The organism is Roseobacter sp. N2S (genome assembly GCF_031454055.1).
Classification (GTDB): Bacteria; Pseudomonadota; Alphaproteobacteria; order Rhodobacterales; family Rhodobacteraceae; genus Amylibacter.
This window is the reverse complement of the sequence record NZ_JAVDQB010000002.1, coordinates 451,211-477,335: the sequence shown is the minus strand read 5'-3', so window position 1 is coordinate 477,335 and position 26,125 is coordinate 451,211. Positions and strand designations below refer to the sequence as shown.

Genomic DNA, 26,125 nt, shown 5'->3' with positions numbered 1-26,125 from the left:
TTGCGCGCGGCGCAATTCACCCGCGGATATTTTCCAAAAAGAGAGATTTGGGTTACGATTGCGGGGTTAGGGTAAAATCCTGAACCTTGGCTTGGGTGACTTCGACCAGTGTTTTCGGGGAAATGGCAAAGACATGGCGCGGGGTTCCGGCGGCGGCCCAAGCCGTGTCAAAGTCCAGCAGGCGCGGATCCATGAAAGTTTTGATCGGGTTTAAATGGCCGATCGGGGACACACCGCCGATGGCGAAGCCTGTCTGGCTGCGGATCAATGCGGCATCAGCTTTGCCCAAAAGCTCGCCTGCCAGCGCGGCGGCTTTATCGGCGTCCACGCGATTGCCACCTGCGGTCAGGAACAAGATCGCAGCCCCGCTGGTTTCACCGCGAAAAATGATGGATTTTGCGATTTGATCCACTGCGCAGCCTTGGGATTGCGCGGCTTGGGCGGCTGTGTGGGTGTCGATGGCGGTTTCCACCACTTCTATGTCCAGACCGAGTTCTTCGGCGTGACGTTTGACTCGTTTTAGACTTTTGCTCATGGGCGATATTTGCGCGGAGACAGGGCGAATTGCAACTGCGACTTGACGCTTTATGGGGGACAGCGCAAACATGGGATATGACATTGGAAACACAGCTTAAATCTGCTCCCGTCCCTTATAACCCCGAACTGGCAGTCGAGGTGCTGGACCGCTTTGCCAGCCATCCGCCGCAGACCCGTGATCTGGTTGGGGGGATGGCGGGGTGCAGCAGCTATTTGCGCGGGCTGTTGGAACGTGAAGCCGATTGGTTTGAAGCGGCCTTGGGCGTTGATCCCGCTGCCGGTTTCGACGCTCTGCTTGCGGCGGTTGATGTGCAGGATCATGCAGGTTTAGGCGCAGCTTTGCGGGTGGCCAAGCGGCGGGTAGCACTGTTGTTGGCGGCCTGTGATCTGGGCGGGGCCTGGACCTTGGAGGACGTCACAGGGCGGCTGACGCAATTTGCGGATTTTGCCACGGATGCGGCTTTGCGGGCCGAGGTTTCTACCTTGATTTCAAGACGGAAACTTCCTGGCTGCGGGCCAGAGGATGTGGCGGATTGCGCCGGGATTTCTGTGCTCGCCATGGGGAAAATGGGCGCGTTTGAGCTGAACTATTCCTCTGATATTGATTTGATCGTCCTGTTTGATGACGAACGTCACAGCGGCGACACCATCGACGAGGTGCGTATGGCGTTCCAGCGGGCCACGCGCAATATGGCCAAGATGCTGTCGGATGTAACCGCCGAGGGCTATGTGTTTCGCACCGATCTGCGGCTGCGGCCCAATCCTTCGGTAACGCCGGTCTGTGTGCCGATGGATGCCGCCGAACGCTATTACGAAAGCGAGGGGCGCACGTGGGAGCGGGCGGCGTTTATCAAGGCGCGACCCTGCGCGGGGGATATCAAAGCAGGGGACGCGTTCTTGCAGCGGATCACGCCTTTTGTCTGGCGTAGGCATCTGGATTTCGCGGCGATTCAGGATGCCCATGACATGCGGTTGCGTATTCGCGAACATAAAGGGCTGGGCGGACCGATAGACTTGCCCGGTCACGACATGAAGCTGGGGCGGGGTGGCATTCGCGAGATCGAGTTTTTTGCCCAGACACAGCAGTTGATTGCAGGCGGGCGGGACCCCGCGTTGCGCAGTTCCAAAACGGTGGAGGCTTTGGCCGCGCTTGCCGAAAAGAAATGGGTGTCGAGCGGGGTGGCGACAGCGCTGTCTGACGCTTACCGTGAACATCGCACAACCGAACATCGCATCCAGATGTTACGCGATGCCCAGACCCATGTGATGCCCGCAAGTGCCGAAGGGTTGGCGCAGGTGGCGAACCTGTCGGGCTGGTCGGATGTGGCGGCTTTTGTGGCCGATCAAGAGGCGCGGTTGCAGGACGTGCATGACCGGATTGAAACCCTATACACCCCCGTTGCGCGCCATGCAGTGGCCGAGGAAAGCGTTGCACTTGATGCTGGTCTGCGTGAACAAATGGACAGTTGGGCGGCTTTGCCTGCCCTGCGATCTCGGCGGTCGGTGCAGATATTTGAACGGCTGCGCCCCGAAATAGAACGGCGGATTGCGGCTGGGGCTTGGCCGGAGTTTACCCTTGGCCAACTGGATTCTTTCATTCGCAAACTGCCCGCAGGGGTACAGTTGTTTTCCCTGTTTGACGCCAACCCGCAAATCCTTGATTTATTGTTGGATATTTGTTCGACTGCGCCGGGTTTGGCGCAGTATCTGTCGCGTAATACTGGGGTGTTTGATGCGGTACTTAGCGGGCAATTCTTTGCCGCCTTGCCGGATGCCGATGGCTATTTACAAGGCGTGAAAACCGCATTGCGAGAGGTCTCGGATTATGAAGATGCGCTGAACACGGCGCGGCGTTGGCAAAAAGAACAGCACTTTCGTATTGGCGTTTTGATGCTGCGCCGACTGGCTGGGCTGGAGGAAGTGGAGCAGGCCTATTCCGATCTGGCCACTGCGGTTTTGCAGGGGCTTTTGCCGTGGATCGAGGGGGATATTATCCGCCGTTACGGGCAGTTTGAACAGCAATCCGTCAGCATTCTGGCTATGGGTAAACTGGGCTCGCGCCAGATGACTGCCAGCAGCGATCTGGATTTGATCCTGCTCTATGACGTGACGGGGGATGTGTCTGACGGGCGCAAGGGATTGTCACCGTCCCAGTATTTCGCGCGGCTGACGCAGGCGATGATTATGGCGCTATCCTCGCCTATGGCCGAAGGCCAGTTGTACGAGGTGGATATGCGCTTGCGCCCCAGCGGGCGGCAAGGGCCAGTGGCCACCTCTATGGCGGGATTCGCGGCCTATCAACGGGATGAGGCCTGGACATGGGAACATCTGGCCCTGACCCGTGGGCGAGTGGTTGCGGGCGATTCCACGCAGGTGGATGAAATCCGCAAAGCTGTCATTGCGCGGCCCCGTGACAGCGCGCAGGTGCGCGAAGATGTGGCCACCATGCGGGCGCGGCTTGCGTCGGCCAAGGGCAGCAGTGCTTCGGTCTGGGAAGTGAAGGATCTGGCCGGTGGCATCCTTGATATCGAATTGATCGCCCAAATGATCGGCCTGCTTGGGGGCAGCGATGCCCGTGATCCACGGGCGCAACTGAATGCGGCTTTGGGGGACGAAGCAGCGGGTTTGGCCGATGTGCATCGCATGTTGTGTACCGTACAACAGGCGCAGCGGCTGGTGATGGATGGCAAGTTCAACCCTGACAAGCTGGGCAAAGATGGCATGGGCTTTGTAGTCGGGTTTGCGGGTTTTGAAGCTGTGGATGCTTTGCAACAGGCGATTTTAGACGGTTGTGCCACTGCCGCCGCTGTAATTGAGCGGATTTTGGATGCAAAGTGACGCCATTGGAATTGTTTTTCGCCGGACCTGCTGCTAACGCGGATATAAAATAGGAGACATCGGCATGGTTTTCAAAGGTAATCTGGATATTGACCCACGGGGTTTGATCTATGAGGCCTATCGTCTGGACATCGGTCCCGAGGAAAGCCGCAGTATTTTCCTCGACTGGGCCATGGGCACGCAATTGGGCGCGGATATGACCGCCATGCTGAACGCACTGTTGGATGAATACGCGACCAAATCCCCCGATCACGCGATGACAGCAGTTTTACACGAAGGTCTGAAAAAGATGGATCGCCCGTTGGGACGTCAGGGTGGTCGGGCAAAGCGGGTTGGCTAAGACATTTTGCGCATCTGGAAATTAAAAAGGCGACATCGGGTATTTCCCGTTGCCGCCTTTGGTGTTTCTACGCCCGATTGCCTTAGCTTAGCGGGACAATGCGTCCAGAATACGGGCCCAGCTGCGCACGCCTTTGTGGAAAGAGCGCAGGTCGTATTTTTCGTTGGGGCTGTGGATTTGATCATCGTCTTGACCAAAGCCGATCAACATGGATTCCGTGCCGATAATTTTCTGGAAGTGGCCCGCGATTGGAATTGATCCGCCACACCCCACATAAACCCCGTCGTTTTCCCATTCGTCTGACAGGGCTGTGCGGGCGGATTCAAAGGCGGGGTGGGTGATTTCCATGTTCGATGCGGGTGCTGCGCCGTAATCGGTAAAGGTGACGGTGCAATCCGCAGGCAGATGAGCGCGCATATGCGCTTGGAATGCGGCGCGGATTTTTAGCGGGTCTTGGGTGCCCACAAGGCGGAAACTGATCTTGGCGTGGGCCTGGGACGGGATCACGGTTTTGGACCCTTCGCCTGTGTAGCCCCCCCAGATGCCGTTCACATCGCAGGTGGGGCGGGACCAGATTTGTTCCAGTCCAGAACGGCCTTTTTCACCCGCAGGCACGCTAAGCCCAACATCACCCAAGAAACTTTCGCTGCTCCAATCAAGATTTTTCCACTGCTCGGCCACTTGGTCCGGCAGTTCTGGAACACCTTCGTAAAAACCGGGCAGGGTGACTGCGCCATCGTCGTCATGTAGGGCGGCCAAAGCCTTGTTCAACACGCGGATCGGGTTGCGGGCAGGGCCGCCAAACATACCGGAATGCAGGTCTTTGTTGGGGCCGGTGATGGTCACTTGCTGGCCCACAAGACCGCGTAACATGGTTACAATTGACGGTGTTTTGGGCGTCACCATGCCCGTGTCGCAGATCAGCGTGATGTCTGATTTCAGCTCTTCTTTGTTTGCTTCAAGGAAGGGCACAAGGGACGGGGAACCGGATTCTTCCTCGCCTTCAAAGAAGATCGAAACCTTGATCGGCAATGATCCAGTGACGGCCTTCCATGCGCGGCAGGCTTCTAGGAAGGTCATCAACTGGCCCTTGTCATCGGCTGCGCCGCGCCCGCGGATTACCTTGCCGTTTGGGGTGTCTTCTACGGCTGGCTCAAACGGCGGGGAATCCCAAAGATCAAGCGGATCAACGGGTTGCACGTCGTAGTGACCGTAAAACATGACGTGTGTACCGCTGCCGTCCTGATGGCCGATCACCATAGGATGCCCCGGCGTGGGACGTTTTGAGGCGTCAAATCCAAGGCTTTCCAAGTCCTTCACCAACCAATCCGCCGCCGCATCGCAATCGGCTTTATAGGCGGAATCCGTGGAAATGGACTGGATGCGCAAGAGGTCTAACAGACGGTCCAATGCGTTGTCCTGATCGGCGTCAATATGGGCGAGAACGGAGTCGAGTGACATGCTGCGGCCTTTCGGTGTTTGTATTCGGTTTGGAAAAACTACACACTGTTTCAAGCAGGATTAAAAGTGCAATTGGCAAAAGGCGGCTGAAATGTTCACACGGCTTGGAGTTGGAGTTTTCATATGGGTTGCAGCCAGTGCAGCGGTGGCTGATCCGGTGTTGCAACAGCCGATTGATTGCACATTAGGGGAGACCTGCGAGATTCAGCAATTCATGGATCATGACCCCGAACAAGGCGAACAGGACTTTGCCTGTGGCGCGGCCAGTTATGATGGGCATAAGGGGACGGATTTCAGAATTAACGTGCCGGACATGGACAAAGGCGTTGCGGTTTTGGCAGCAGCCGACGGGGTTGTCGCGGGCCTGCGCGACGCCATGACCGACCGCCGCGTTGTACTGGCCGAAGACCAGACCGCTGTTGCGGGCAAGGAATGTGGCAATGGCGTGGTGCTGCGTCACGGCGATGGTTGGGAAACCCAATATTGCCACATGAAACTCGGCTCGCTTGTGGTGACCAAAGGGCAGAAAGTGACAGCAGGGCAAAAACTGGGCGAGGTTGGGCTTTCGGGAAAGACCCAATTCCCGCATTTGCATCTTTCGGTGCGCAAAGATGGCGTGCCTGTTGATCCCTTTGCGCCTGATCGGGACGGGCAAACCTGTGCCTATGACGCGCAGCATACGCTTTGGGCGAAAGCATTCGCCAAGGGATTCATCTATCAACCCGGAAAGGTAATCGACATCGGTCTTGCGGACCGGGGGCCTGATTTGGCGGATGTGGTGGACGGGCGCTGGTCGGATTTTGTGGCAGACCCCAATGCGCCCTTGGTGGTCTATGGGCTGGCTGTGAATGGTCTGGCAGGGGATCAAATGCAGCTGGTTCTAACCGGACCAGACGGAGAGGTGGTGAATGTTACCCAAGACCGGCTGGGCAAACGACAGGCACAATGGTTCGCATTTGCCGGCAAACGTCCTCCGCAGGGTGGGTGGACAGCCGGAGACTATGATCTGACTGTCCGCGTTTTACGTGATGGCAAGCTGTTGCACGAACGTAAATCGCAGGTGCAATTAACCCGTTAATGACAAAGTTTGGTTGCGGCGTAGTTTGGATATTTGACCCAAAAAGAGCCGCTGTTCCATTAAAAAACCGTGATTTCTTAGGCTTTGAGTGATTTTGGGACGAGACTGGGCAAGCGGATCTCGGCCAGCAGGGCGGTCAGAACGCGGATATGTTCATGGACGCTGTATCCGGCGGCCCCCGCCGTGCGATTGGTTTCCAGCTCGGATTCCCGAAACAAGAGGGTTTCGATGGCGGCCTCGTGCTGGGGTGTTTTTGTGCTGCCGGTAATGAACCGTAGGTCTGCTTCTCGTTTGTATCCAGCCATCCCGAGACGGGCGGCGCGGATCAGGATTTTCGGGCGGCGCAAATTGTTTAAGATTTGGTGTGTATCAAGCATTTTGTGTTCCTTTCCCGTCTTGTCTAAAACAGGAATAACAACCGTTGCGTGAATAGTTTTCCACAGAACGGTACTTAAATCTAATTTTATCCTTTGGAAACAATAGCTGCATATTGTGGATAACTTTAACTAAGTTTTCAACAATTCAACCCTTAGTAGATTATTCACTCGCTATTTCAGGGTAGGCTAAAAAATGGGACCAACAAACATGCCAATGCATCAAGAACCTTTAGGACAGAACAACAAACGGGGTAATCTAGAGGAGGCTGCCGCCAGCTATCTTGCCCATGTGGTTGAGGGAAAAAGCATCCGATCCATCGCGCAGGGGACATCGGTTCACCCCTCTACGATCATGCGGCGGATTCGTAAGATTGAGGGTCTTCGGGATGACCCCGTGCTGGATCAATATCTGAACGCGGCAGTGGTGCGCGGCAAAAAGGTGGTCACTGCGAACCGTCCTGCGCTGGCGGGGACCGGGCCGGAAAAGCTGTCCGCCGAAGAAATGACCATGTTGCGCCGTTTGGGGGAAACAGGGGCCAATCTTGTGGTGTCCAAAGGGCTGAAGAAGGCCATGGTGATGCGCACAAATCTGGATGGCAAGCAAACGCGCACGGCTGTGGTGAATGCCCATCTGGCGGGGGCTTGTGTGATTAAGGACTGGTTGCGGTGTGTGCATTCGGGTCGGGTTTCCTTGTATGAAATCACCGATGTAGGGCGCGCTGCATTAAAGCGGGCGATTGCAGAAGATACCGTGAAAGGGCGTACGCCTACCGGTTTTTCCGAAGCCCCAAGTACGTTTTCCGAACAACACAAAGATTGGGGCGAGCGGGTGATTCACGATCCCGAAGCGGGCCGCCAAACCAAGCGGGTGAACCTGCGGGAAAGTCCGTTAACCACGTTGGCGCGCAAGAAAGATCGGGACGGTCGTGCGTTTTTGGGCAGTGACCTGATTGATGCGGGCGACCGCCTGCGCGAAGACTTTGAGCTGGCGCAGATGGGTCCGCGGGTCGGGCAAAACTGGGAGCGGTTTCTGACGGGCGGCAATCGGGGCAGTTTCGGTGCATCAGAAGGCGGGCTAAGCGCGGCACAAGATCGCTTAAGCGCCGCGTTGAAGGCGCTTGGCCCTGGTCTGGGTGACATTGTTTTGCGCTGTTGTTGCTTTTTAGAAGGCATGGAAGCCGCGGAAAAACGGCTGGGCTGGTCAGCGCGGTCTGGCAAGGTGGTTTTGCGCATCGCGCTGCAACGCCTGCGCCATCACTATGACACGCAAACCAGTGCAGATGAACGGATGATCGGATGAGGTTTAGGTGCTAAGTACCTGAACTATTGTGGAAAAGTCGGATGCTTTTAGCGATGCTCCGCCTACCAAACCACCGTCCACATTTGCTATGGCTGCAATCTCGTTGGCGTTTATCGGGTTCATGGAACCACCATATAGAATTCGCATTTCAAGCCCGTCAGCGCCGAAACGGGTTTGTAGGCTTTCGCGAATAAAGCCGTGAACCTGGGCAATTTCGTCCAGCGTCGGGGTTTTGCCGGTGCCGATGGCCCAGACAGGTTCATAGGCGATGACAAGCGAGGCAGGGGTGGCGCCGTCCGGCACGGAACCGGCCAGTTGATCGCCGACGATATGCAGGGTTTTACCCGATTCCCGTTCGTCCAATGTTTCGCCGATGCACACGATTGCAGTCAGGCCTGCGTCCCATGCGGCGCGGGTCTTGGCGTTGATTTGATCGTCGGTCTCGCTGTAACTTGCGCGGCGTTCGGAATGGCCAAGGATTACATAGCTGGCCCCGGTATCCGCCAGCATCGGGGCCGAAATATCGCCGGTATGCGCGCCGGATGTGTTTTCGTGGCAATCCTGACCGCCCACTTCGATCTTCATATCAGCGCAGGTTTTCACCATGGAACGCATCAATGTGGCAGGCGGGCAAATCACAACATCGCAGGTGGGTTCAGGGCAGGCGGCGTGAAGGGCTTGTACCTCGGCCAGAGCCTGACGCAGGCCGTTCATTTTCCAGTTTCCAGCGGCAAGTTTCTTTGGCATGTCTATCCGTTTGATATTAATGATTTTCGGGCCCAGTCGCAGGCTTCATCAGGATCGTCTAACGCAGAATCGGGCAAGGTCCAATAGGGCAGCGCCACCAGCTTGCCGGATTTCTTGTTGGAATAGGTGAACTGGCTGGACCCGATCGCCTGCAATTCAGCGGCCAGATCATCGGTAGCTTTGATCATCAACTGGCCCGTACTAAACATCATAGCAAAGATTCGACCGTCTGAATAAATCGAAAAACCGCCCATCATTTTACGAGTAGAAAGCGGCGCAAGCGGGGCGAAAAGGTCGGTTACGAACTCTATTTCAGCCCTGCCAATGGCCATTACATGCCTTCGAATTTAATGGATTCTCCGCAGCCGCAGGCCTCGGTCACATTGGGGTTGTTGAACTTGAAACCCGCTTCAAGCAAGGAGACTTCATAGTCGATTTCCGTGCCAAACAGAAACATTTGCGCCATTGGGGCGATCATCACGCGCGCGCCAGCCTGTTCCACCACTTCGTCCATCGGGTCTACGGCGTCCACGTATTCCATCGTGTACTCCATTCCCGCGCAGCCGCCCTTTTTCACACCGATGCGCAGGCCCTTTTTATCGCCTGTGTTCATCAGTTTTACGATTTGGGTTGCCGCTTTGTCGGTGATCGACACAGCTTGTTTTCCAGGGATGCCAAACATTTCCGGTCTTTCGAAGGTTGTTACAGGTCACAATATAGGGCGCTGAGATAAAAAGAGAACCCCGCAGCGGACTGCGGGGCCAATTGGTAACGTGACTGTGCATCTGGGGCAAGCGGCAAAGCCTGCCCTGATGGGCCTAGCTGGGGTTTTTCAGGTCCATGCAATTGGCGTAATAGGTCACGGTTGCGGGCCAATCCGAGAACATGCCTTTAATTCCAACCTGCTGGGTCAGAACGTCCAGAACCTCAAAATACATACCGTCCGTGCTGACCGCGTCTTTGATGGATTTGAAATACCAGCCACCGCCTGTGTTCAACGGGCCAGAGCGTTCGAGCGACCAAGCGATCATCTTCAGATTAGCGGCTTTGGCCTGTTTGGCATAGGCGCTTGGCACGATTTTACCGTTTTCTAATGTCAGCATCATCCAGATTGGGGGCGCGATGTAATTCACGCCCATAGCTTTCAATTCGGCCATCGTGGGTTTGAATGTGGCGGGATCATTGGGGTCGATTTGGCCCTCATCATCGTCCCATGCTTCATAACGGTCATCCAGATAAACCGCCTGTTTGCCGAATTCCGGTTCGTTTTCAATCCAGTACAATACATCGCTAAGGTCAAAAGACTGCGCCCAGACATCCGACGGCGGCACATCGGCGGCTTTATATTCGTCGATCATTTTCTGGGCGTATTCGGCTTGGGTGAACCCGTCAAACGGCATGGAAACGGACGGTGCCTTTAGTTCGGGGGTGAACTTTACGTCCAGATCTTTCAGCAGTGCAATGGATTCGGCGTGGGTCATCAATGTGCCTGTGGTGGCATAAAGATCGGTGCGCCAGCCTGCTGTGCCGTTCAAATAGTCCTGCGGGGTTGCGGCGGCTTTGTTGGCACCGTCCATCTTGCCATTCAGGGATTTGAATTCAGCCAAAGTGATGTCCGAAGCGCGGCATTCAGCAGTGGCTTTGGTATCGCCGTTTGCAGCGGAAAATGCGGTGGTGCATTTCGCGCCAAGGTCGGTGGCCACAATGTTGGTGGTAGTGTGCAGGTCGTTCTGGGCGTGGCGGCAGACCAGTTCTTTGTCGGCGGTAAAGGTCACGTCACATTCCACAATCCCGGCGCCCATTGTTGCGGCGGCTTTATAAGACTGGGCCGTGTGTTCAGGGAACATCATGGCTGCGCCGCGGTGGCCGATGGAAAAATCGTGGGTTTTGAAATCCATACCCGCACAAGATTGCAGCTTTGTTTTCAACGGGCTGTCGGCCATCTGGTCGATCAGATAGGCGGGACGAGGGCCCAATTGCGCCGAATCTGCCAAGGCGATTGCGGGGACAAGGGATAGAATAACGGTGGTTGCGCGCAGCATCAAAGACTCCTGTGTTCACTGGTTTCGCTTAATAGACGGTGCAGTGTGACAGGCAGGATGCGGCGCTGTAACTTTTGTGTAAACTTCTGAAAGGTTTACATAAATCCCAATTCAAGACGGGCTTCGTCCGACATCATATCCATGCCCCATTGGGGTTCCCAGACCAGATGCACGTTGGCCGCCTGAACACCCGGCACAGCCATCACCGCGTCTTCGACCCAGCCCGGCATTTCGCCAGCCACAGGACAGCCCGGCGCCGTCAGGGTCATCAGGATATCGACAATGCCCGCATCACTGATTTCAATCGTGTAAATCAGGCCCAAATCAAAGATATTTACAGGGATTTCAGGGTCATGCACAGTGCGGCATGCCTCTGTGATAGGCTCGTGCAACGGGTGATCCGTTGTCGATGGCTTGATCAGTGGTTGACCTTCGAGAGGGGGATTTTCAGCATTCATAGCAGGGGGCCTGATGTTTTATTCCTGACAGTTCTTATATGAAATCTAAGTCAGAGTGTCCAGAATACAAGGAACGCCGGACTGCGGCGTTTCCGCCCCAAGGGTTCGGGGCGGATTGGGGCGGGAATTTTGCGCTTAGATGTTTTTGCGCGACGGGGCAGGGCGCACGCGGCGTTCGATATGATCCATCAGTTTTCCCGCAATATTACGTTCTGTGGCTTTTTCGATGCCTTCCAACCCGGGGGAGGAGTTTACTTCCAACACCTTTGGTCCCTCGTTCGAGCGCAGCAAATCAACGCCAGCAAAGTTCAGCTTCATGGCACGGGCAGCGCGTAGGGCGGTTTCCCGTTCGGTTTTGGTGATCTTCACTGCCTCTGCCACACCGCCCTGATGCAAATTCGAGCGGAATTCCCCTGCCGCAGCCTTGCGCCTTATGGCTGCAACCACTTTGCCGCCAATCACCAAACAGCGCACGTCTTCACCAGCGGCTTCTTTGACGAAATGTTGCACCAGAAAATCGGCTTTCAGGCCGCGAAAGGCTGAAATCACACTTTCGGCAGCTTTCTGGGTTTCGGCCAGAACAACGCCTTTGCCTTGGGTGCTTTCCAGCAGTTTCACAATCAATGGTGTCGATCCTGCAATGGAAATCAGGTTCTTGGTGTCCTTGGGCGAAGAGGCAAAAGCCGTCGTCGGCGTGCCGATCTTATAACTGGCCAAAATCTGATGGGCGTGCAGCTTGTCGCGGCTGGCGGTGATCCCGTCCGAACCGTTCACACAATAGGTGCCAATGGTTTCAAACTGGCGCACAACTGCCGTGCCATATGATGTGATAGAGGCCCCGATACGCGGGATCACAGCATCGTAGCGGGGCAGGATTTTACCGTCGTAATGAACCTCGGGCGCGGTGGTGCGGATGTTCATGTAACAGCGGGTGGTGTCGATGGTTTCGATCACGTGATCGCGGGACTCAGCCTCTTCGATCAGGCGGCGGGTGGAGTAATTGTCCGGCTCACGTGTCAGAATTGCAATCCGTAGCGGGCGTTTTGGCACGTTTACCAGCGATTTCTTGTACAAATCGAACGAAAGCTCTGGCTGGTTGAAACCTTCGGCCGGGTTGATGATCGTCCCCGCTGGAAATGCCTGGCGGCCCAGCAACATGCGATAGGCCATGTTTTTACGATCCGACAAAGTGATTTCAATGGGCCAGGATTGATCGCCGAACTGCACGCGGGTCTGGATCACGATGCGCGATTCCCGTTCTCCGTTAGAGCTGGTGATTTCCCGTTGGTCGATCACATCCGCAGAGCAGATGACTTCGATGTCGTCCCGTTCTGGGATGGGGTTGATGCCAAAGCGCACGCGGGGGCGCGCAGCGGTGCCGAATTTTTCAATATTAAACGCGTGAAGCGCCGAAGTCCGCGCGCCCGTGTCCACTTTGGCCTTAAGGGCGGGCAATCCCAGATCGGGCAGGGAAAGCCATTCTTCCCAACCCAAGGTAAAGGATGCGTCAGTCGTGTTCTCGGAATCTGCCATCTGTGCGTCCCTTTGTTCGTGTCATTTTTAGCTTGATTTCGTGGGCCATAGCGGTAGAGCAGCGCTATGTCTAATACATTCGGTTTCACCATTTCCGCCCGCCAAGGTCGCGCCCGCACTGGGGTCGTGTCAACACCCAAGGGTGATATTCGCACGCCTGCCTTTATGCCTGTGGGCACAGCGGCAACAGTTAAGGCAATGATGCCCGAAAACGTGCGCGCAACCGGCGCGGACATTCTGCTGGGCAATACCTATCACCTGATGCTGCGCCCCGGTGCAGAGCGAATCCACAATCTGGGCGGGCTGCATAAGTTCATGAATTGGGACCGCCCGATTCTGACGGACAGTGGCGGGTTTCAGGTTATGAGCCTCACTGATTTACGCAAACTTAGCGAAGAAGGTGTTAAGTTTCGCAGCCATATTGACGGGTCCGAACATAATTTAACACCGGAACGCTCGATGGAAATCCAAAAGCTGCTGGGCAGTGACATTGTCATGTGTTTTGACGAATGCCCCGCCTTGCCCGCAGATCGTAAACGGATTGAGGAAAGCATGCAGCTTTCCATGCGGTGGGCGCAGCGGTCGCGTGATGCCTTTGGGGATCGCCCGGGCTATGCGCTGTTCGGCATCCAGCAGGGTGGACTAGAGGAAGACATGCGCGGCGCAAGTGCCGAGGCGTTGAAATCTATTGAATTTGACGGATATGCCATCGGCGGTCTGGCCGTGGGCGAGGGCCAAGAGGCCATGTTCGGCTGTCTTGACTATGCGCCGGGGCAGTTGCCTGACGACAAGCCCCGTTACCTGATGGGGGTTGGCAAACCCGATGATATTGTCGGGGCCGTGCAGCGCGGCGTGGATATGTTCGATTGCGTTTTGCCCAGTAGATCTGGCCGCACAGGGCAGGGGCAGACCCGCATGGGTGCGATCAACCTGCGCAACGCCCGCCACAAAGATGACCCGCGCCCGCTGGATGCAGACTGTTCCTGCCCCGCCTGTACCAAATATTCCCGTGCCTATTTGCACCACGTGGTGAAATCGCAGGAAATCATCGGGTCCATGCTGCTGACTTGGCATAATCTACATTATTACCAAGAGCTTATGGCTGGTTTGCGGGACGCGATTTCCACAGGCCAGTTGGACGCATTCGTAGCCGATTTTCATGCCCTCCGCGCTGTCGGGGATATCGAACCGGTTTAGAGACCTGCGGTCATGACGCTTCGCCCGACAGTTGGCGCAGCAATTCGGCATTGGCCACCATCAAATCCACAAGGTCAAACGGGTCCACCGAGCGGATTGACAACTGGCCGTTTTCAAGCCGGATCATATGGCTTAGCGCCAAGGTGCCTTGTTCCACAAATCCCATTTGCCAGTCGGGCAAGCGGCGCCTTTTTATTTCTCCGCGGTGCAAAACGGTCAGGTCTTTGTGGCGCCAATCATCGGTCAGCCGCACCATCAGGGCGTCGATCTGCGGCAGGGGGCCTTCGATGTATTGGATGAAATTATCGGGTTCGCGGTGCAAAAAACCCGTAATGTCATCCCGCTTATTACAGCGGTAGCTAGAAATTAAAATGCTGTCATGTTCTTTGGATTTGCGAGGGATCAGTGCGGTGCTTTGGTAGATCAGATAGTGCAAATGTGGCGGCCTCCGGAAAGAAACTATGATGGTTATCGGTCGATATTTCAGGCGGGTCTTCGGCAGGTATTTTTTCGGGTATTTTCTTGGGAAATTTGGTTGGCTGGCAGTTCGGTTCGCCCGTTCACGGCAAGGTTAATCTTTAAAGTTGTAATTGCCGCGATCAATCCACGCAATACTGGGCATTTGGAAACGGAGTTTTTCACGAAGCGCACTTGCGTGTCGTTCCACATCACGTAAGAATGACACCCAACAATTCGGCGGTGCTTGACGATCTCTTCATCTGATACCACATACAATGACCGAGAACAGAAGAAGCGGTGTGTTGCTGGAATTCCGGGGCCTGATGCTTCTTGCTTAATAAAGGACGATAAAATGACCGACGCGAGCAGCGTTTCCTACCCAGTACTCCCGTTGCGCGACATTGTCGTGTTCCCCCACATGATTGTTCCGCTTTTTGTGGGGCGCGAAAAATCTGTGCGCGCGCTAGAAGCTGTAATGGCTGACAACAAGGAAATCCTGTTGTCCAGCCAGATTGACCCTTCCGAAGACGAACCCACCGAAGACAGCATTTATGAAACAGGGGTTCTGGCCTCGGTTCTGCAATTGCTGAAACTGCCGGATGGCACCGTCAAAGTGCTGGTTGAAGGCCGCGAACGGGTGCGTATCACTGAATATCTGCATAACCCTGAATATTTTGAGGCAAATGCAGACATCCTGAGCGAAACCGTCAAAGAGCCGGAAACCATCGAAGCCCTGAGCAATGCCGTTGCCAAGGAATTCGACCGTTATTCCAAGCTGAATAAAAACGTTCCCGAAGAAGCCCTGAGTGCGGTTGCCGAAAGCGACAGCCCTGCCAAACTGGTGGATACCATTGCGGGCCATCTGAATGTGCGCGTGGATCAAAAACAGGAACTGCTCGAAGAGTTGGATTTGTCAGAACGGCTGGAAAAGGTTTTTGGCCTGATGCAGGGCGAAATGTCCGTGCTCAAGGTTGAGAAAAAGATCAAATCCCGCGTTAAGAACCAGATGGAACGCACCCAGCGTGAATATTATCTGAACGAACAGATGAAAGCTATCCAGCAAGAACTGGGCGACGGCGAACAAGCTGGCGATGAAATGGCCGAGCTGGAACAGAAAATCAACAACGTCAAGCTGAGCAAAGAAGCCAAAGAAAAGGCTGATGGCGAGTTGAAGAAGCTAAAGCACATGTCACCCATGTCCGCTGAAGCCACCGTTGTGCGCAATTATCTGGACTGGATGCTGTCGATTCCGTGGGGCGTGAAATCCCGCGTGAAAAAAGACCTGAACAAAGCCCAAGAGGTTCTGGATAAGGATCACTATGGTCTGGAAAAAGTTAAGGAACGCATCGTTGAATATTTGGCCGTGCAACAACGCAGTGCCAAGCTGAAAGGCCCGATCCTGTGTCTTGTTGGTCCTCCGGGTGTTGGGAAAACCTCGCTTGGGAAATCTGTGGCCAAGGCAACAGGGCGTGAATTCATCCGTATTTCGCTTGGCGGCGTGCGCGACGAATCTGAAATCCGCGGTCACCGTCGGACTTATATCGGTTCTATGCCGGGTAAGATCATCCAAGCTATGAAAAAGGCGAAAACCACCAACCCTCTGATTTTGCTCGATGAAATCGACAAGATGGGACAGGATTTCCGCGGCGACCCTGCCTCTGCAATGCTAGAGGTTCTGGATCCGGAGCAAAACGCCTCGTTTACGGATCACTATATGGAGGTCGAATATGACCTTTCTAACGTGATGTTCCTGACCACGGCAAACAGCTATAACATGCCTGGGCCATTGCTGGACCGGATGGAAATCATCACCCTGTCGGGCTACACCGAGGATGAAAAATCCGAGATCGCCAAGCAGCATTTGATTAACAAACAGATCAAAAACCACGGTCTGCGCAAAGGTGAATTCGAACTGGGTGACGAAGCGCTGCTGGAAATGGTGCGCACCTATACCCGTGAAGCGGGCGTTCGGAATCTTGAACGGGAAATTGCCAAACTCTGCCGCAAAGCGCTGACCAAAATCGTCAAAGGTGTTGAAAAGACTGTGAATGTGACCAAAGACAACCTCGAAGATTTTCTGGGCGTCAAGCGGTTCAAATACGGTCTGGCCGAAGAAGAAGATCAGGTTGGCGTTGTTACAGGTCTGGCCTGGACATCGGTGGGCGGTGAATTGCTGTCAATCGAGGCGCTGAAACTGCCCGGTAAGGGACGGATGAAAACCACAGGCAAGCTGGGCGAGGTGATGAAAGAAAGCATCGACGCCGCCAGTTCTTATGTGCGCTCCATCAGTCCTGATGTTGGGGTGAAGCCGACGGAATTCGAAAAAATCGACATCCACGTTCACGTGCCCGAAGGGGCCACACCCAAAGATGGCCCTTCGGCTGGTGTGGGTATGGTAACGTCGATTGTATCGGTGCTGACAGGCATCCCAGTGCGCAAAGACATCGCCATGACGGGCGAGGTGACCTTGCGCGGGAATGTGTTGCCCATTGGTGGTCTGAAAGAAAAGCTGCTTGCGGCGCTGCGCGGTGGAATCAAAACCGTTTTGATCCCCAAGGACAATGAAAAAGACCTACCGGATATTCCCGATAACGTGAAATCGGGTCTGGAAATCATCCCAGTTCGCAATGTGCGCGAAGTGATCAAACATGCGCTGGTACGCGAACCCGAAGCAATTGAATGGGACGAGGCTGCAGAAGAAGCCGCCGCCGCCGCTGCGCTTAAATCCGCAGCGAGCGGGGATGCCCAAACAATCGCCCATTAAGGCACTCCCCGATGGGGGGCTTGACGATCTAACGATCCAACGCCACATCCATTTAATGGTTGTGGCGTTGGTGTTTTCACCCAATACTATGATACAAGCGCTGCAAAACGCGCCAAGGTCGCTCCAATTGTGGTTCGACGTAAATCCAAAGATCATTTAACCGAAAGACGAGGCACTAGCGTGGTAATTGAGAACACAACGTCAGACGATCAAATCGACGCGAACATCGAAGAACAGGATCAAGACACACTTGGCGAATCTCCGGAATTCGACGGAAAAATTCGTAAAAAAGACATCTATGACCATGTGACCGTAACAACTGGCCTGCGAAAACGCGAAGTACGTGAAGCCGTTGATGCGACTCTGGCCTATTTTCACAAATGCCTGTCCGACGGTCATGACCTGCAAGTCCCGCCTTTGGGTAAAATCCGCAGTATTTCCCGTGGAGAAGGCGAAAATACCAAGCTAATTCATAAAGTTATGCTGCAAAATCCGAAATCGGGAAAAAAAGTTGATGATGAGGGTAAAGAAGCCCTTGCGGACACTGAAAACGCAGACTAAAAGCGCCGCTATCGGGTCGTTAGCTCAGTTGGTAGAGCGCTTCGTTTACACCGAAGATGTCGGGAGTTCGAGCCTCTCACGACCCACCATTATCTCTGTTTGAGATCATAAAAGCCTCTGCAATGCAGGGGTTTTATGCGTTTCTGGGGCTGCAACTTAGGTTGCGGAGAAAGGCATGGCACGCAGAATTAGGAATTTGCTTAACCGCAACGGCCGCTACCATGCGCGCTTGGAGGTTCTGAAAGAATTACGTGGAATCATGGGCTAGACTAAATTGCGAATGGCCTTGTGTGGTGATCATCGGAAGGCTGCGAAGCGGTCCCCAAGGGCGGTGGTGCAGCTTCAGCTTGGGCAGGGGCGGTCACAAAGGCTTTATGGGAGTCAAAGCTGCGAAGACAGTGAGCGATGATGATCTCGCCACAGTGCGGTCATTATTCCGATGGGCCGTTGAAAATGACTGATTGCCCAAGAATGTTGCAGAGGATGTGAAACAGCGGAAACCTCGGATGATGCGTTCTCGCGAAAAGGGATATTGACTTGGTGAAGCGGTAAAGATCCCGCGGGTTAGACCGGAGTGCGATACGCTTCAAAACGGCGGGTGGATGCAGGGTTTAAGCCCGCATAATCACATGGCATTCACTCCGGTATGATACCTTGGGGATTTAGTATTCGCCAATGATCCAATTGCAGGTCATGTTTGCTGCGCAGCGAAGCCCTTTCCGATGATCGGTCCCGTGGGGCGGCCGGTCGGAGAGCCGCCAAGGGGTTCAAGCGTGACTTCGTAAAGTTGCATTGCACCCGGGTCCGGCAAATCTTCAAAGGTCAATTGTGTTGCGGCTGCACCGGTTAACACGCCAAGGGAGCGCGGCCCCATATCGGCAGAGGGAAGGGTCCAAACCTGCAAAGTCCGGTCAGCGGGGACAGAAATATCTGCCACAAACCGAACCGTGGCTGTATCGTCACCGTAATCGTCTACGACGGCTTGTGGCACCCCGTTTGCATCCAGCAATACAGCAACGACCTTTGGTTCTGGCATAGGCTGCATCCACCCGAAGCCGAGCCCCAAGACGAGACCTGTAATAGAGGCCGCCAGCAGGCCGGTGACCCATTTTTTGGGCGCGACGTTTAGGTTTGCAGGCTCCGGCGGTACTGAAGTTGCCGTTTGAACACTGCTTAATTGGTCTTTGGTCCTAAGCTGATCGCCCAATTGCGCGGTGAACCCATCGGGCAGGTCCACTGGCGCCGCAGACAGGTCCAGTGGCAGCAACCGGTCGCGCAGGCTGCCGACGCGGTGTGCCAGTTCGATGTCACGCGCCATGACCTCTTCCAGAAGCGCAGCTTCTGTGGGCGACAAAAGGCCAAGGACATATTCATCTGAAAGGGCGATAATTTCGTCTGATAGATTGGTCATGTCAGACACTCCTTTAAGGCGTGCAACCCTCTGCGGATTAGGGATTTTATCGTACCAAGGGGCACATCCTGACGGGTTGATATTTCTGCATGGCTGAAGCCTGCAACATGGGCTAGCAGAATGATATGGCGGCTTTGGCTGTCCAACCCGCCAAGGCAATCGCGTATGCGGCTCGCTCCGGCGAGGATTTCCCAGTTCTCTTCGGGTACGATGCTTTGGCGGCTGTCTTGCAGAGTTGCAAGTTCGTCAGGGGGCAATGTGCTTAGCCGTTTGCCATCACGCAAAATATTCAGGCACCGGTTGCGCAAGATTGCAAAGATCCAGCCGCGCGCAGAGCCAGTGCTTGCGTTAAACTGTTTCGCCTTGCGCCAAACCTGTAACATCGCATCTTGCAGTGCTTCTTCCGCCAGATCATGGCGGGCAAGGATGCGGTAAGCAACGCCCAACAATTGCCCGCCTTCACTGGCGAGAATTGCATCCACACCAGCCTGATTGCCAGCGGCGCAATCTGCAAGGGCGCGCAAAAGCAAGTTGGATCGCGCTTGTGCGTCCGTATCTTTGGTCAAGGCGGGGTCCTTCCTTAGGTCCTGCGTCATGATCGGCAATTCCCCCATCATGAAGGGTAAGGCCTGTCGTGGTCCATCTACTATGGCTAACGAATTCTGCATTAAATTAACCTCTTTCACTAAGGAAGACACGGGGCGAAGCGATGCGGATGCAAATTTTTCAAAGAAAGTTGCATCCAGTTTCCGCGTTCACGTGTCTTCGAATTATGGACGGCGACAACCGCCGTACTTTTGAAGAGCAAACTAAGGGAATTTGACCATGCTTCGCATTGCAGCCTATACGACCACAGCTTTGACTATGACACTTTCAGCCGCCGCTGCCGCGCCTGCCGTTGGCCTTGTCGGTGACAAAACACTGGTGATGTTCGACACTGAAACACTTGCCGTGTCGGGCACAATGGATGTGACCGGCGTAGACAGCCTGCTGGGTCTTGACCTGCGCCCCTCCAACAAAACTTTGGTTGGCGTCACACCTGACATGCAGATTGTCAGCATTGATCTGGCCACGGGTGCTGCGACAGAAATGTCCGTAATGGACACGCCGCTGCCCGTAGCCGACCAGCCTGTAATCGTTGATTTCAACCCGATGGCGGATAAACTGCGCTTTATGACTGGCACAACCAACCACCGCGTTGACGTTGATTCCGGTGCTGTGACTGTGGACGGCAGCCTTGACTGGCAAGAAGGCGACATGCACGTAGGCGAAATGCCTGCCATCGCTGCTGCCGCTTACATCAACAGCTATGGCAAACCAGGTAAAACTGCGATGTTCGACATTGATTCCACAATCGTTGCCGTAATCCAGCAGGTTTCACCGAACGACGGAACATTGGGCGCCATTGGCAAACTGGGTATTGATGCACCAAAAGCAGCTTATGCATTCGATATCCAGACAACTGCCGAGATGGAAAACATGGCATGGTTGGTAAACGGCAATACGCTGTATTCCGTAGACCTGAAGTCAGGTGCTGCCACACAGACAGGTATGATTGAGGGTGTCGACGGCATGATCCGCGACATTGCTATTCTGCCAGCGATGTAAATCGTTGCAAGCTTAACGTGCAACGCGGCCGTAACACGGGTCGCGTTGCGCCTTGGTACCGAGCTTGTGCCTCTTGTGCGTTACTGTGGCATAACTTTCAAAGATATCGCAGGGAATGTGTCTTGGTCGTAGCCAAAAGCAAAATGGTCCAGCTTTCGTCCGGTTCAAAGTATCCAGCCTAATGCCGCCGCATATTTGGAACAGGATTGCTGCATGGTGCGGCCTTAGATTCCCGGTTTTAATCTTGTAAGTAGCGCGTTTAACCTCTGTCATATCGCGGGGACTTCAACTTTTGAGCGGGGCCAATAGTTTATCGGATTTGCCAGTTAAAAAAGGCGGTAAAACGGGTTTCGTGATAAACTCGAAAGGCTTTTGGAAAGAATATAACAATTAGGGGTGCAGAAGCGCTTGACGGGGTAAACATAGACACCTAAAACCCCGCTCACGCCTTACGTTGTGGGGCGCAGATTCAGTACGCGGTTGTAGCTCAGCTGGTTAGAGTGCCGGCCTGTCACGCCGGAGGTCGCGGGTTCGAGCCCCGTCAACCGCGCCACTGAAACGTTTGGGATGGCAGACGCCACGGTATGCAAATACCAAGTGCGGTTGTAGCTCAGTTGGTTAGAGTGCCGGCCTGTCACGCCGGAGGTCGCGGGTTCGAGCCCCGTCAACCGCGCCACCCAAAACATAAAAAGCGGTCCTTCGGGGCCGCTTTTGTGTTTTCAGGACATAAGTTTGGTCGCGGGGTAAGGTCGTGTAGACGGGCGCGCTGGTTCGCTTGGAAACCACGCCTTCGCCATCAATTTCTGGAATCGCAGGTTTGGTCAGCTTTTGGTCAGCGCATCTGGCAGGCTAATTCCCGCCACTTGTTCAGGGATCGGGTCTTGTGCCAAAGGATGGGTGTCCAGCTTAAAGCTTTCGGGATTATCCATCGCCTGCCAGCTGCCCCCGATGAAAATCTCAAGCGCGCCAAAGCTGGCTTTATATTGCATCTTGGGGCTGCCTGGCACCCAATAGCCCAGATAGACATAGGGCAGGCCGGCTTCGCGTGCGATTTCGATATGATCAAGGATCATATAGGTGCCAAGCGAACGGGAGTGTAGGTCCGGATTGAAGAAACTATAGACCAGCGACAGCCCGTCCTCGAGCACATCTGTCAGGCAGACAGCCGTCAGTGCATCCCGTTTCTGTTTGCCTGTGGCGGGGCTGTGGTATTCCACCACGCGGCTGCGCACGGGTGTTTCCTCGATCATAGAGGCGAATTCGAACACATCCATATCCGCCATGCCGCCATCCGCGTGACGGGCGTTCAGATAGGTGCGGAACAGGTCGAACTGTTCTTCTGTGGCCCAGGGGCTGGTGGCCTGACGGGACAGGTCCTTGTTCTTGGACAGGATGCGGCGGTGACTGCGGCGCGGCTTGAAATCGGCCACACGGATGCGGGCAGACAAGCAGGCATTACAATCCGCACATGACGGGCGGTACAGTACATTTTGCGAACGACGAAACCCCTGTTTGGACAGCGCATCGTTCAAAACCGTGGCATGATCCCCCTGCAACGCTGTAAACAGCTTACGCTCCACCCGCCCGTCAAGATAGGGGCAGGGCTGTGGCGCGGTCACATAAAACTGGGGTGCCAATGGCAATGTATGGCGCATGTGTGTCCCTTGGGTATTCGTCCGGAATTCAGCCTAGCGCGGGTGGGTCTGTTTTTGCAACCCGCTATTCTAGCGTAGGCGGGATCATTCCGCTGGGCGGTTGATCACTGCCGTTCCTAAAAGCAGATCATGCAGACCCTGTCCACGCTCATTCAGCAAGATACACAGGATATTGGCGATGATTCCAAGCCCAGACATAAAGACAAATATAAACAAACCCGTATGCCAAAACGCCTGTGCCCCTGTCAGGCGATCACCCGCGGCATTACGTACCTCTATTCCGGTCACGCGCATACCAAGGGTGGCAGACCATTTGCTGATGCAGAAAACCCGATAGGCAAGGTTGGCCACAAAGGCCAAAACCGGAAAAATAAACGCCATCAGGCCAAGGCTGGCAATGATAAAGGCCAGACAGATGCCTAAAACGGCGATCACATCAATGGCCCAGGCCACCAGCCGCTTGGCTGAAACACCGTCATAAAATTGCGCATCAAGGCGCGGATCGGGAAGATGAGAGTTTTGCATAATGGCTCATATGGAAAGGGCGCCCCCCTTTTACAAGGGCGGCGCGGTCAGGCCAAGAGGAAGGATCGGCCTTGGGGTGCGAGATGAAACAGCCGGTCTTAGACGGTTTCGGGTGCGGGGGCAGGGGGTGCCACATCGCGGGCCCGCTCGTTCATGAACTGGTCGAATTCCGTCTTGTCCTTGGCGTCGCGCAGGCGTTGCAGGAAAGATTGAAAGGCGGTTTGCTCGTCTTCCAGCCGTTTCAACGTGTCATCGCGATACGCATCAAACGCCAGATTGCCAGAGGACTGCGGATCCGCCCGACGGCGACTGATTTTTTTGGACGAACGGTTGCAGAAAAAAGAACCCGACATACGATTGCTCCAGATCATGTAAAAGAGGATTGCCAGCCCAACGGGCCAAAGAAATATGAAACCAAGGATCATAGCGGCCAACCAAGCCCCTTTGCCCCGTTCATCGAGCCAGCTTTCAGTAGAATAAAACCAAGTTGCGGGCGTTGACATAAGAAGTGTCCTTTCTGGGTTGCGTAATGTGAATGTTAATTACATTTACATATTTTGGGTCTGCAAGCCGAAAGTCAAGAGCTGGGTGTAGAAAATTATTGAATGAGTGGAAAAGGGGGGAGTCGGACAGGGGTGGCGAGGTGGATAAAGAAGTTAGAGGCGCGAGTAGGCTGAGAGTGGTTGGCCATGCCGTTTGAAAAATTCGATGAATGGGCGGTCAGAAGCGGCCGTGACCTTGCTCTGTGCCTCCTAACGCTAAGGGTAAATATGCGCAGAAAAAGTCACGGGCTCGGCCCAGAGCCGACCTTGCTGCCGTCCGCAGCGAATGGCGGCAACGAGCCCACTTTACCGGATTTCTGTATTGCGGCGAATGCCTGCTATGAAGCCAGAGGCCAAAAACGAACGTTATCTAAAGGAGACTAATCGACGCAAATGGGCGGTAGTATGGCCTAATGGACGTTGCGTCAGCAGAATTCATCCATATCCGCCTTGCGGCGTGCCATGGCGTAAAAGTTCTCCATGCTGAACTCCACCTCCTCACCGGTAGTCCAGTCGAAGAGCGAGCGTTCTATTTGCGTCAGTGGACCCTCGTAGACGTGGATGGCGATGCTTTGTTCACTACCATCAGACGTGATCGCATGGATGGCCTCGGGGCCAAGTCGCACGACGTCACCGGCTTTGACCAGAGTGTTGCCGCCGTGGCGCAGCTTGCCGGGTTCGCGTTTATACAGCACCTCGACCTCGGTCCCGCGATAGACGGCAATATGCACGCCCATGCCATGTTCATGCGGTGCAAAGACGACATTCGGGTCATACCGGCAAGTCCATATCGAGCAGGTCTCGTCTTCGAAAAACATGACTTCATCCTCCTCCAAGGCGGTGATTGCATCTGCCAAGAGATCCTTACGTGTCTGGCTGTCTTGCAGCCGTGCGCGAATGGCCGATTTGCGATCCTCGGATGCCGCTGCTTCACGAATCTGCGCGACAAGGTCTTCCAGTACTTTCTGCGTCATTTTTGCTCTCCCGTATCAAGTTTGGTTCCGGCTCTTTAATTCATGAAGTTGCTGGCCTTCGCCTCCGCAAATGAGCGCGCCCAGTGCTTTTGCCGCACTCACAGCCTCTTCGCCGCGCAGGGGCCAGCTTTGCATCAATCCCTCTACAATGACCGAGATTTCTCCTTCGCGGCCAGTCAACCCTGACGCGTTGGCGGCGCGGTCGGCCATCTCTGCCTTATGACGATTAAGCAGCCTACGCAGATCTTCATCTTGAGGCGAGGAAGCGACAGCTGCGTGAAACAGGCAGCCGTGCGTTGTTTCCGTCTTCATCCACTGCGCAACGCGATCAACGATGGTTGCAAAAGGCAATTGGTCCGCGTTCTCGGTTTCAGGAAAGAGATGCGCCATATACCGCCAGTGCCGATGCTCCAACGCCCGAAGGATCATCACGTCGCGCGAGGGAACGTATTTATAGAGTGTGCGAAGGCTTACCCCCGTCGCTTTGCGAAGGGTCTCTATGTTGGGCTCGGCAAAGCCATGTTTTGCAAAAGCGCGCTCCAGCCCGGCATCAATCTGGTTCTGAATATCCGTCATCCTTGACTTAGTAGAGCGATCCCTCTACGTCAGCAAGTAGAGTTATCATTCTACCCAAAGGAGCCCACCAATGTCATTGCCTTCCAAAATGAGCGGCGTCATGTTGACCGGACACGGCGGACCCGAGAAACTGGAATGGCGTGACGACCTGTCCGTGCCGACGCCCGGTGCGCGGGATGTGGTGGTCAGGGTCAGCGCCGCCGCCGTCAACAATACTGACATCAACACCCGAACAGCGTGGTATTCGAAAGGCGACAGCGAAAGCGACGATGCAAGCTGGTCGGGCAAGGCGTTGTCCTTTCCGCGCATTCAGGGTGCGGATGTGTGCGGGCACATCGTCGCCGTGGGCGATGAGGTCGATTCTGCGCGTGTCGGTGAACGGGTGTTGATCGAACCCTGTATCCGCGAGGCTGATGGCGAGACTTTGAAAACGCCTTGGTATTTCGGGTCCGAATGCGATGGCGGCTTTGCCGAGTATACACGCGTCGCAGCGCGGCACGCTTACCGCGTTGAAAGCAACCTTAGCGACCTCGAGTTGGCTTCGTTCCCTTGCTCCTATTCCACCGCCGAAAACATGCTGACACGCGCCGCCGTCAAGTCAGGCGAAACCGTGCTGGTGACAGGGGCTTCCGGCGGAGTGGGATCGGCGGCTGTGCAACTGGCGTCGGCGCGTGGTGCACGGGTCGTAGCGGTCACGAGCGCCAGCAAGGCCGACAAACTGAAAGCTCTCGGCGCGGATCAGACTCTTGACCGGGATGCGGATTACCTGTCCGCCCTTGGCGCGGGACAGGTCGATGCGGTAATTGACCTTGTCGCCGGCCCGAAATGGCCGTCGCTTTTGGACGTACTGCGCCCCGGCGCCCGCTACGCCGTCGCCGGGGCGATTGCAGGACCGATTGTCGAGTTGGACGTGCGCACGCTCTATCTCAAGGATTTGAGCTTCTTCGGTTGCACTGTTCTGGAACCGGAGGTCTTCGGAAACCTTGTCAAACTGATAGAACGCGGCGACATAGCCCCGCTGGTCGCCGAAACCTATCCACTCCGCGAGATCAATGCCGCTCAGGACGCCTTCGGCGAGAAGGGGCACATCGGTAAGATCGTTCTGAACCTGGACCAATAGACCGCCGTACTGGTAAAGCCGA

At 55.0% G+C, this 26,125-nt stretch carries 26 protein-coding genes and 3 tRNA genes; 12 read left to right on the top strand and 17 right to left on the bottom strand.

Translation table 11 applies throughout. The annotated features are described in order from the left end of the window. Positions 1–52: 52 nt before the first annotated feature. Entirely contained in the window at positions 53–535 is a 483-nt protein-coding gene (locus GGE09_RS08070; RefSeq protein ID WP_309745594.1) for a YbaK/EbsC family protein, read from the bottom strand. A 77-nt stretch (positions 536–612) separates the two neighbouring features. Between GGE09_RS08070 and GGE09_RS08065 the strand changes: the two genes are divergently transcribed. Both GGE09_RS08065 and GGE09_RS08060 read left to right on the top strand, forming a co-directional pair. Continuing rightward, a complete protein-coding gene (locus GGE09_RS08065; protein ID WP_309745593.1) occupies positions 613–3,375 on the top strand; it encodes a glutamine-synthetase adenylyltransferase in 2,763 nt (920 codons plus the stop codon). Positions 3,376–3,439: 64 nt separating this feature from the next. After that, positions 3,440–3,715 carry a hypothetical protein gene (locus GGE09_RS08060; RefSeq protein WP_309745592.1) on the top strand — a complete coding sequence of 92 codons (276 nt, stop codon included), beginning with the start codon at positions 3,440–3,442 and terminating at the stop codon, positions 3,713–3,715. A gap of 87 nt (positions 3,716–3,802) precedes the next feature. On the opposite strand, the gene GGE09_RS08055 is transcribed toward GGE09_RS08060, so the two are convergent. Beyond that, entirely contained in the window at positions 3,803–5,176 is a 1,374-nt protein-coding gene (locus GGE09_RS08055; protein ID WP_309745591.1) for a dipeptidase, read from the bottom strand. A 91-nt stretch (positions 5,177–5,267) separates the two neighbouring features. Between GGE09_RS08055 and GGE09_RS08050 the strand changes: the two genes are divergently transcribed. Then, a complete protein-coding gene (locus GGE09_RS08050) occupies positions 5,268–6,254 on the top strand; it encodes a M23 family metallopeptidase (RefSeq protein WP_309745590.1) in 987 nt (328 codons plus the stop codon). Positions 6,255–6,331: 77 nt separating this feature from the next. Here the strand turns inward: GGE09_RS08050 and GGE09_RS08045 are convergent, their stop codons facing one another. Beyond that, positions 6,332–6,631 (bottom strand): DUF6477 family protein, encoded by a 300-nt coding sequence (locus tag GGE09_RS08045; RefSeq protein ID WP_309745589.1) that lies wholly within the window; start codon positions 6,629–6,631, stop codon positions 6,332–6,334. A 208-nt stretch (positions 6,632–6,839) separates the two neighbouring features. On the opposite strand from GGE09_RS08045, the gene GGE09_RS08040 reads away from it, so the two are divergent. Next, positions 6,840–7,931, top strand: a complete 1,092-nt coding sequence (locus GGE09_RS08040) for a DUF6456 domain-containing protein (protein WP_309745588.1) — start codon at positions 6,840–6,842, stop codon at positions 7,929–7,931. 3 nt (positions 7,932–7,934) lie between these two features. On the opposite strand, the gene tpiA is transcribed toward GGE09_RS08040, so the two are convergent. The 6 genes from tpiA to rimK form a co-directional block, all read right to left on the bottom strand. Beyond that, positions 7,935–8,678, bottom strand: a complete 744-nt coding sequence (tpiA, locus tag GGE09_RS08035; RefSeq protein WP_309745587.1) for a triose-phosphate isomerase — start codon at positions 8,676–8,678, stop codon at positions 7,935–7,937. Positions 8,679–8,680: 2 nt separating this feature from the next. Further along, on the bottom strand, positions 8,681–9,010 hold the full coding sequence (locus GGE09_RS08030; RefSeq protein ID WP_309745586.1) for a TfoX/Sxy family protein: 330 nt from the start codon (positions 9,008–9,010) through the stop codon (positions 8,681–8,683). Continuing rightward, positions 9,010–9,360 carry an iron-sulfur cluster assembly accessory protein gene (locus GGE09_RS08025; protein WP_309745585.1) on the bottom strand — a complete coding sequence of 117 codons (351 nt, stop codon included), beginning with the start codon at positions 9,358–9,360 and terminating at the stop codon, positions 9,010–9,012. Before GGE09_RS08025 ends, GGE09_RS08030 begins: the two co-directional genes overlap by 1 nt. Positions 9,361–9,496: 136 nt before the next feature. Further along, positions 9,497–10,720: a glycerophosphodiester phosphodiesterase family protein gene (locus GGE09_RS08020; RefSeq protein ID WP_309745584.1), complete on the bottom strand. Its 1,224-nt coding sequence runs from the start codon at positions 10,718–10,720 to the stop codon at positions 9,497–9,499. A gap of 95 nt (positions 10,721–10,815) precedes the next feature. Further along, the gene (locus GGE09_RS08015) at positions 10,816–11,178 is read right to left on the bottom strand and encodes a DUF59 domain-containing protein (protein WP_309745583.1); all 363 of its coding nucleotides are present in this window, start codon (positions 11,176–11,178) and stop codon (positions 10,816–10,818) included. A 135-nt stretch (positions 11,179–11,313) separates the two neighbouring features. After that, complete coding sequence (gene rimK / locus GGE09_RS08010; RefSeq protein ID WP_309745582.1) at positions 11,314–12,711, bottom strand: 30S ribosomal protein S6--L-glutamate ligase; 1,398 nt, start codon at positions 12,709–12,711, stop codon at positions 11,314–11,316. Between the two features lie 66 nt (positions 12,712–12,777). On the opposite strand from rimK, the gene tgt reads away from it, so the two are divergent. Next, a complete protein-coding gene (tgt, locus tag GGE09_RS08005) occupies positions 12,778–13,908 on the top strand; it encodes a tRNA guanosine(34) transglycosylase Tgt (protein WP_309745581.1) in 1,131 nt (376 codons plus the stop codon). A 10-nt stretch (positions 13,909–13,918) separates the two neighbouring features. Here the strand turns inward: tgt and GGE09_RS08000 are convergent, their stop codons facing one another. Continuing rightward, positions 13,919–14,344 carry a BLUF domain-containing protein gene (locus tag GGE09_RS08000; protein WP_309745580.1) on the bottom strand — a complete coding sequence of 142 codons (426 nt, stop codon included), beginning with the start codon at positions 14,342–14,344 and terminating at the stop codon, positions 13,919–13,921. Between the two features lie 375 nt (positions 14,345–14,719). Here GGE09_RS08000 and lon point away from each other — a divergent pair, with 375 nt between their 5' ends. The 3 genes from lon to GGE09_RS07985 all read left to right on the top strand — a co-directional run bounded on the left by lon (position 14,720) and on the right by GGE09_RS07985 (position 17,781). Then, positions 14,720–17,131 (top strand): endopeptidase La, encoded by a 2,412-nt coding sequence (gene lon / locus GGE09_RS07995; RefSeq protein ID WP_309745579.1) that lies wholly within the window; start codon positions 14,720–14,722, stop codon positions 17,129–17,131. 180 nt (positions 17,132–17,311) lie between these two features. Continuing rightward, positions 17,312–17,692, top strand: a complete 381-nt coding sequence (locus tag GGE09_RS07990) for an HU family DNA-binding protein (RefSeq protein WP_309745578.1) — start codon at positions 17,312–17,314, stop codon at positions 17,690–17,692. Between the two features lie 13 nt (positions 17,693–17,705). Next, a tRNA-Val gene (locus tag GGE09_RS07985) sits at positions 17,706–17,781 on the top strand. A 602-nt stretch (positions 17,782–18,383) separates the two neighbouring features. On the opposite strand, the gene GGE09_RS07980 is transcribed toward GGE09_RS07985, so the two are convergent. Next, positions 18,384–19,103 carry an anti-sigma factor domain-containing protein gene (locus tag GGE09_RS07980; RefSeq protein WP_309745577.1) on the bottom strand — a complete coding sequence of 240 codons (720 nt, stop codon included), beginning with the start codon at positions 19,101–19,103 and terminating at the stop codon, positions 18,384–18,386. Beyond that, entirely contained in the window at positions 19,100–19,771 is a 672-nt protein-coding gene (locus tag GGE09_RS07975; protein ID WP_309745576.1) for a sigma-70 family RNA polymerase sigma factor, read from the bottom strand. Before GGE09_RS07975 ends, GGE09_RS07980 begins: the two co-directional genes overlap by 4 nt. A gap of 157 nt (positions 19,772–19,928) precedes the next feature. Between GGE09_RS07975 and GGE09_RS07970 the strand changes: the two genes are divergently transcribed. The 3 genes from GGE09_RS07970 (at position 19,929) to GGE09_RS07960 (ending at position 21,387) form a co-directional block, all read left to right on the top strand. Further along, positions 19,929–20,711 (top strand): DUF4394 domain-containing protein, encoded by a 783-nt coding sequence (locus GGE09_RS07970; protein WP_309745575.1) that lies wholly within the window; start codon positions 19,929–19,931, stop codon positions 20,709–20,711. 476 nt (positions 20,712–21,187) lie between these two features. Next, positions 21,188–21,264 (top strand) — tRNA-Asp (locus GGE09_RS07965). Positions 21,265–21,310: 46 nt separating this feature from the next. Beyond that, positions 21,311–21,387 (top strand) — tRNA-Asp (locus GGE09_RS07960). A 145-nt stretch (positions 21,388–21,532) separates the two neighbouring features. Here the strand turns inward: GGE09_RS07960 and GGE09_RS07955 are convergent. The 5 genes from GGE09_RS07955 to GGE09_RS07935 form a co-directional block, all read right to left on the bottom strand. Then, a complete protein-coding gene (locus tag GGE09_RS07955; protein WP_309745574.1) occupies positions 21,533–22,366 on the bottom strand; it encodes an arginyltransferase in 834 nt (277 codons plus the stop codon). 84 nt (positions 22,367–22,450) lie between these two features. Next, on the bottom strand, positions 22,451–22,891 hold the full coding sequence (locus GGE09_RS07950) for an RDD family protein (protein WP_309745573.1): 441 nt from the start codon (positions 22,889–22,891) through the stop codon (positions 22,451–22,453). Positions 22,892–22,989: 98 nt separating this feature from the next. Beyond that, complete coding sequence (locus GGE09_RS07945; RefSeq protein ID WP_309745572.1) at positions 22,990–23,394, bottom strand: DUF2852 domain-containing protein; 405 nt, start codon at positions 23,392–23,394, stop codon at positions 22,990–22,992. Positions 23,395–23,858: 464 nt separating this feature from the next. After that, a complete protein-coding gene (locus GGE09_RS07940; protein ID WP_309745571.1) occupies positions 23,859–24,407 on the bottom strand; it encodes a hypothetical protein in 549 nt (182 codons plus the stop codon). A 15-nt stretch (positions 24,408–24,422) separates the two neighbouring features. Next, positions 24,423–24,983, bottom strand: a complete 561-nt coding sequence (locus tag GGE09_RS07935) for a TetR/AcrR family transcriptional regulator (protein ID WP_309745570.1) — start codon at positions 24,981–24,983, stop codon at positions 24,423–24,425. 70 nt (positions 24,984–25,053) lie between these two features. On the opposite strand from GGE09_RS07935, the gene GGE09_RS07930 reads away from it, so the two are divergent. After that, a complete protein-coding gene (locus GGE09_RS07930; protein WP_309745569.1) occupies positions 25,054–26,103 on the top strand; it encodes an alcohol dehydrogenase family protein in 1,050 nt (349 codons plus the stop codon). Positions 26,104–26,125: the final 22 nt, after the last annotated feature.